This window comes from Mesonia profundi (assembly GCF_031085155.1).
GTDB classification, from domain to species: Bacteria; Bacteroidota; Bacteroidia; order Flavobacteriales; family Flavobacteriaceae; genus Mesonia; species Mesonia profundi.
The window spans coordinates 125,409-131,447 of record NZ_JAVHUL010000003.1 but is presented as its reverse complement, the minus strand read 5'-3'; the positions used below and the strand labels follow the sequence as shown (position 1 = coordinate 131,447).

Sequence of the window (6,039 nt, the reverse complement as noted above, 5' to 3'; positions counted from 1 at the left end):
GAAATGGAACTAAAATTAAAAGGATTTTTTAACAAAGCGGCCTAATAAAATTAGTCACAAAATTACTAGGAAGTCCAGTCTTCAATAGCCCCTTTCTACCTAAACACATCAATTACAGCTTTTCAAACCAATCATCAATATCTTCTATTCTTTCCAGATTTCCGTTTCGGGCTTCTTCCATAGCCGCTAAAGTAGTAGCATTCGGTATATTTCCCACGTCTTCCTTTAATACCTTTTCTATATAACTGTTTAAACTCCGATTATCTGCTTTTGCAGACTCTTTTAAGGCATTCATAAGGCTTTGATCTAACCGAATGCTTAGTTGGATTTTTGTATTCATAAGAGAGGTTCATTTTATTAACAAAGATGGCTCGTTGATTTTGCAAAATTAGATATTCTGAAAATGCTAATGAGAAGATAAATACATCTTCAAATACCCTGGCTTAATTTTTATAATTTTGATATTATAAAGAGATGAAAGTTAGATTTACAAGAATTTCTGTAAATGTTTTAAAAAAATTTATCTTCACTTTTCTTTTTAAAAGCCTGATTTATATAGATAACAACGAACTTCTTGGAAAAATCAAGTAAAAAGAATTAGAAAATTATTTTATAATTATTAACATTAATTTGTTCACAATATTGTGAACAAATATTATATTTGCAAAAGAATTAGATGACTATAGTATTTCTAAAAGATTATTTAGAAGACCTCTATGAAGGCAAAACTAAAAAGTATAAAGATTTTAAATCTAATCCTGCTTTAGTAAAACAGTATGTAAAAACAGTTAATAAACTGAAATCTGCTACCCGCATAGAACAGCTATATCAAATAAAAAGCCTTCATTACGAAAAAAAAGAAGGGAACTTAAACGGTAAAAGTGCCGTTTGGATTAACAAACAGTATCGAATCATTTTCAATGAAGTTGCTTCTAAAGAAGACTCCCTACAAATCGATATTTTAGAATTAGAAGAACTCAGCAAGCACTATCAATAATTATGAAAGCAACCGACCTAACTCCATTAATCGCTACACATCCGGGAGAAATCCTAAAGGATGAATTAGACGCTTCTGATATTTCTCAATCAGATTTTGCAAAAACAATAGGCTATAAAAGAAGTCAACTAAATGAATTCATTAAAGGAAAAAGAAACCTTAATGCAGATCTCGCTATTCTATTAGAAAAAACCTTGGACATTGATGCTGATTATTGGATGGAAGCTCAGAAAAATTATGATTTAGATTTAGCCAGGATTAAAGCAAAGGATAATGAAAGGCTTGAAGCGATAGAGCAGCTAGATTTTATTAAGGAGAATGTTGCCTATACTTTTTTTAGAAAGGAAAAAATCCTTCAAGGTGATCCAATAAAAGATATACAGGCTATTAAAGCCATTTATGGCGTTGAACATTTTGAGCAGTTCGCAAATATGCGAACTCAACCTAGTTTCGCTCGATTTAAAAAATCAACGAAATTGAAGATTGATCCTATAAATATTATAGGATGGGCTAAACTTGTGGAACATAGAGCTAGTTTTGCTTCGGTACCAGCTTTTGATTATAAATGCAAGGAGGAACTAATTAATAAACTGAAAGGTATATTAAAAGAAAATAAATATACTCTTAGAACCACACAAAGCTTACTGGCCGCTTACGGTATTAAATTGATTTTTCAGACAAAAGGAACTAAAACGCCTGTGGATGGAATTTCTTTTTGGAGTAACGGAAATCCGGCAATTGGAATGTCAATAAGGCATAAACGTCTGGATAATTTTGCATTCACATTATTTCACGAATTAGGACATATTTTTAAGCACTTGGTAAACAATAATGAGAGCCGATTTATTGATTTGGATTCTAAAAATGAGGATGAAGAATATAAAAACTCTAGCGAAGAAAAAGAAGCAAACAGGTTTGCAGAGCAATATCTAATTTCTGACAATGAATGGGAAGAGTATCTTGAAAGATATGGAGCTCGCCCACTGGATGACCAAAATATAGTTGAATACGCGGAAAAAATAGGAATTCACCCCAGTATTCTCCGGGGCAGAGCGTGCTATAAGTTTGGATTCTATAAAAAGAAAACCAGAATAGATTATAAGCTGTTTTAAATTAAAGTGCCCAGCCAATTAATAGGCATTGGTGCTGCACTTAAAAAAATCTAAAGATAAAAGCCGGACTTGCTCCGGTTTTTTTGTTTTTGATCCACTATCGTCCGGTTAGGCATTGCTATAAAAGAGAATAAGCTAATTAGTTATATTTTTACCGGACATCAATGGTTTTAAAAAATAAACCCGTTATTTTTGTAAGATCAATAACTTTTTAGAGCTATATTTCTATAGGTGATTTTTATTTTGCAAGGCTTAAACCTGGCTTACAAAGCATTTTCTTCCAGAGCTATTTTTGTCTTTCTAATTTTGAAATATAAAATAACTGCTGATAGCGATAAACAAACTAGCGCTATAATAGCCATGGCGATCACCGGCCCGTAAATATGTGAAATTTCGGCGTGGTTGAGATACAGTAATCGAAAGGTTTTTAAATAATGCGTTAGCGGAATTAACTCGGCGATAAATTGTACCCAGGCTGGCATTTGACTTAAAGGCCAGGTAAATCCGCTAAGGATAAAGCTTGGCGTAGCAACGACCATCAATACTTCTGTAGCTTTTAATTGATTAGGTAAAACAATGCTCACCAGGACCCCTATGCCACAAACGGCCAAAATAAAGACAAAAGTGCTTAATGAAAATGCCCAAAAAGCACCACCAATGATCATATTGTAATATTTTGAAAAACCATAATAGAGTAGGAGTATGCCTATAGACATAATCATATAGGGAATAATTTTAACGGCCAACATTCCAAATGGATTGGGCATTTTTCGCACCAAATCTTTAAAGGTTCCGTTTTCATATTCGGCAGCAAAGGTTAGAGCCAGTCCCAGGAGTAAAACCTGCTGAAAAACCGTTAGCAAGACTCCAGGAAGCATAAAATATAGATAGTTTCCACTGCGGATACTTTGTTTTATGATGGTGGTTTTAAAAGGTTCGTAACTTTGTGCGGCTATATATTCGGGGACTCCTTTTTTCAATTGGGATTCTATTTGAATACCCGCTTTCATCGTCATTGCAACCCCATTTACCGCCATTAAAGCAGTATTGGAAGTAAGGGTGTTGGAAGCATCTACAAAAATGGTAATCTCGGGCAACCTGTTTTGTTGGATTCCGGAAGTAAATCCGTTTGGGAGATTAACAATAACAGTGGCTTCCTCATCTATAGCTTTATTTTCTGCATCATTAAGGGAGGGTAAAACTGCTGCTACCTCAATACTCTCGGTCTCCTCGAGCATATCAATGAATTTAACACTCATTGGGCTCTGGTCTTGATCGACTACAATTATGGGCAAATCTGTGATTTTCCCTTTTTGATAAACAGCACCTATAAGCACACCGTATAAAATGGGAGCGCCTATAAACAGTAATCGCAGGACATTATTGCTAAAGAACAGCCTGAATTCCCGATTTATTAAATGTATAAATTTCTTCACTTTAATCTATTTGTCGAGTTCCAGGGAAACCGATGCTTTGGTTATCAATCCTCTTACCTCCTCGGGATTTGTAGGTTGCACTTCCACTTCAAACAAGGCTTGTTGCATGTCAAAATCGGGATAGGCAGTGGCGATGTTGGCGTATGAACTCAATGCCTTCACCATGACTACTTCACCATCAATAAGTTCAGTATCTTTATAAAGCACTTTTATTTTTACTTTTTTACCCGGTTTAATTTCTCCCAATTTACTTTCGGCAATGGTAAACCTGAAATAGACCGATTGATCTACATAACCGCTAAACACGGGATAGCCAGCCAGGGCAAGCTCCCCAATCTCCAAGTTGATGGTTTCTACAGACATATCCTGGGGCGCGGTCATATATTTTTCTCGCTCAGCGGCATCTACTTCAGAGATTGCTCCTGAGGCTTGCAATTGCTGTCCCAGGGCCATGGTTTGCTGTTCTAGACGCCCACCGGTGCGAGCTTCTTCCAATTCGGTTTTGGCAGCTTCGTATTGATTTCTAGCTCCCTGGTATTTAGCATAAACCTCGTCAAATTGTTGCTGGGGTATGAGGCTGTCCTGCAACATCTTTTCTAACCGGTTCTTAGATTTTTGGGCAAATTCAAATTGTTCCTTAAGTCCGTTTACCTTGTTTTGTAATTGGCGCAATTGGGCACTTGTAGCTCCCTTTTGGGCCATTTGGTACTGCGCTTCTGCAGATTTAAAAGCACCTTCGGCCTGTTGTTTTTTGGCATCGACTTCGGGAATATCTAAAATAGCCAAAGTGTCACCTTTTTTTACAAGATCCCCTTTGGAGACCAATATCTTTTCAACAGTACCAGGCACTTTGGTAACCACTGAGATTTGCGTCCGCTCAATTTTCCCCATAAAGGCTGGCTCAATTTTTTTGTCGGAGCAAGCGGCAAAAACAACCAGAATCGCTAAGAATAAACTATTTTTAATTTTCATTTTTGCTATAAATTTTATCCAACAACTCCCCGGTGGCCAGCAAAAGTTCTATTGTCGCTGCCCTTTGATTGAGAATTTGATTGTAATAATTTAAATTTACTTTGTAGTAATTATTTTCAGATTCCAGACGTTCTGTTAAATCAACTAAACCGGCGCGGTATTGTTGGGTAGCCAGCTGTAAATTGTTTTTGGCTATCTTAACGCGTTGGTCTGCCACTAAAACCTTTTGCTCTGCTGTTTTTAAATCAGATTGATTTTTAAATAACAGCAGCTCAAATTTCTCACGGGTATCCTTTAGCTTGGTTTTACTTATCTCGAGTTCGATCCCGGCCTTTTTTATGTTCTTGTTGTTTTCACCTCCCTTAAACAAATCCCATTGTAAACCAACGCCAACCGCAGCTGCCGGCTCCATGCGTATGTGCTCTGCTTCTAAAGTTACATCGCCGGCAATGGGTACATCTTTAAAGTCTATACTGGTGTCGAAGGCATTTAAATACGCCAAATTTCCAAAAGCAAAAACTTTTGGGAAAAAACTTCCTTTTTCTTTTTTATAAGCAAATTCCTTTGCTTTTTTTCCCGCTTCCAGGGCTTTTAACTCTACTCTTTTTTCTGCATCCAGGGAAGCCGTGCTTATCATAAAGGTTTTTAACTCATAGGCGATAGCCTGTAATTCTTGTTCGCTCATTTGGGTAAGGTAACCTAGCTTGGCAAGCAAAACATTTCTGTTTCCTTCGGCTTCAAGCTGTTTCTCTTTCAGTTCCAGCATTGCTAATTTCACTTTGTCCCGGTCATAAGGAATGGCCAGGCCATTTTCTATAGCTTTTAAAACCTTTTTATGTTCTGTTTCGAGCCGCTTTTCAGAATCTCCAATTAATTTATCCACCTCATTCAAGAGCATCAATTGGTCAAAAGTAGTAATGACTTCCTTAGCAATCTCTTCTTTACCAGCTTCAGCTAAAAAACGTTCTGCTTTTTGTTTTTCTTCTAATGCTTTTATGCCACTATTAATTTGGTTACCCGCAAAAATAAGCTGCCTTGCCGATAGCGAGCCTAGAAATACCTGGGTTTGAAAATTGGAGACGAGGGGATCTTCTAAAAATGGCGTGCCGCTAATGGGTAAATATTGGGTGGGAAACTTTGGACTCAATTGAGAATATAAAAATCCGTAGCCGCCAGAAATTGAAATTTGGGGCAATCTTTTTCCCTTCACGATCTCCATATCAAATTGTGTGTTTTCAGCTTGCATTTGCTGTATATCAACTTCGGCACTTTCTGTAATCGCTTTTTGAATGGGCTCTTTTAAAATAGCTTCAATAAAGCTTTGGGCCTGGATGGGGGTATCCAATAAGAATATCATTATAATGCCCAAACAGCTTAACTTCCTTTTCATATTAGACTGATTTACCCAATTTCTTTAAAGTTAACGAAAATATTTAATTGACAGAAGCAACCTATTTGACTATCGTCATTAAATAACAGTAGTGTCCGATAAAACTTTTTAAGAGCGGGATTTCCTTGATGG

General features: G+C 36.5%; 6 protein-coding genes. 2 read left to right on the top strand and 4 right to left on the bottom strand.

The window, feature by feature from the left end; translation table 11 throughout:
• Positions 1 to 112 precede the first annotated feature (112 nt).
• Positions 113 to 340 carry a hypothetical protein gene (locus tag RBU60_RS02250; protein WP_308863014.1) on the bottom strand — a complete coding sequence of 76 codons (228 nt, stop codon included), beginning with the start codon at positions 338 to 340 and terminating at the stop codon, positions 113 to 115.
• 336 nt (positions 341 to 676) lie between these two features.
• Between RBU60_RS02250 and RBU60_RS02245 the strand changes: the two genes are divergently transcribed.
• Complete coding sequence (locus RBU60_RS02245; RefSeq protein ID WP_308863013.1) at positions 677 to 997, top strand: type II toxin-antitoxin system RelE/ParE family toxin; 321 nt, start codon at positions 677 to 679, stop codon at positions 995 to 997.
• A gap of 2 nt (positions 998 to 999) precedes the next feature.
• Entirely contained in the window at positions 1,000 to 2,109 is a 1,110-nt protein-coding gene (locus tag RBU60_RS02240) for a HigA family addiction module antitoxin (protein WP_308863011.1), read from the top strand.
• Between the two features lie 263 nt (positions 2,110 to 2,372).
• On the opposite strand, the gene RBU60_RS02235 is transcribed toward RBU60_RS02240, so the two are convergent.
• The 3 genes from RBU60_RS02235 to RBU60_RS02225 form a co-directional block, all read right to left on the bottom strand.
• Positions 2,373 to 3,545 (bottom strand): ABC transporter permease, encoded by a 1,173-nt coding sequence (locus RBU60_RS02235; RefSeq protein ID WP_308863010.1) that lies wholly within the window; start codon positions 3,543 to 3,545, stop codon positions 2,373 to 2,375.
• Between the two features lie 6 nt (positions 3,546 to 3,551).
• Positions 3,552 to 4,331: an HlyD family secretion protein gene (locus tag RBU60_RS02230; protein ID WP_456085762.1), complete on the bottom strand. Its 780-nt coding sequence runs from the start codon at positions 4,329 to 4,331 to the stop codon at positions 3,552 to 3,554.
• A 175-nt stretch (positions 4,332 to 4,506) separates the two neighbouring features.
• A complete protein-coding gene (locus tag RBU60_RS02225) occupies positions 4,507 to 5,907 on the bottom strand; it encodes a TolC family protein (protein ID WP_308863007.1) in 1,401 nt (466 codons plus the stop codon).
• Positions 5,908 to 6,039: the final 132 nt, after the last annotated feature.

Excerpts from the sequence above, each read along its gene's own strand:
- RBU60_RS02250 (WP_308863014.1), bottom strand. The coding sequence starts at position 340 with ATGAATACAAAAATCCAACTAAGCATTCGGTTAGATCAAAGCCTTATG.
- RBU60_RS02245 (WP_308863013.1), top strand. The coding sequence starts at position 677 with ATGACTATAGTATTTCTAAAAGATTATTTAGAAGACCTCTATGAAGGC.
- RBU60_RS02240 (WP_308863011.1), top strand. The coding sequence starts at position 1,000 with ATGAAAGCAACCGACCTAACTCCATTAATCGCTACACATCCGGGAGAA.
- RBU60_RS02225 (WP_308863007.1), bottom strand. The coding sequence starts at position 5,907 with ATGAAAAGGAAGTTAAGCTGTTTGGGCATTATAATGATATTCTTATTG.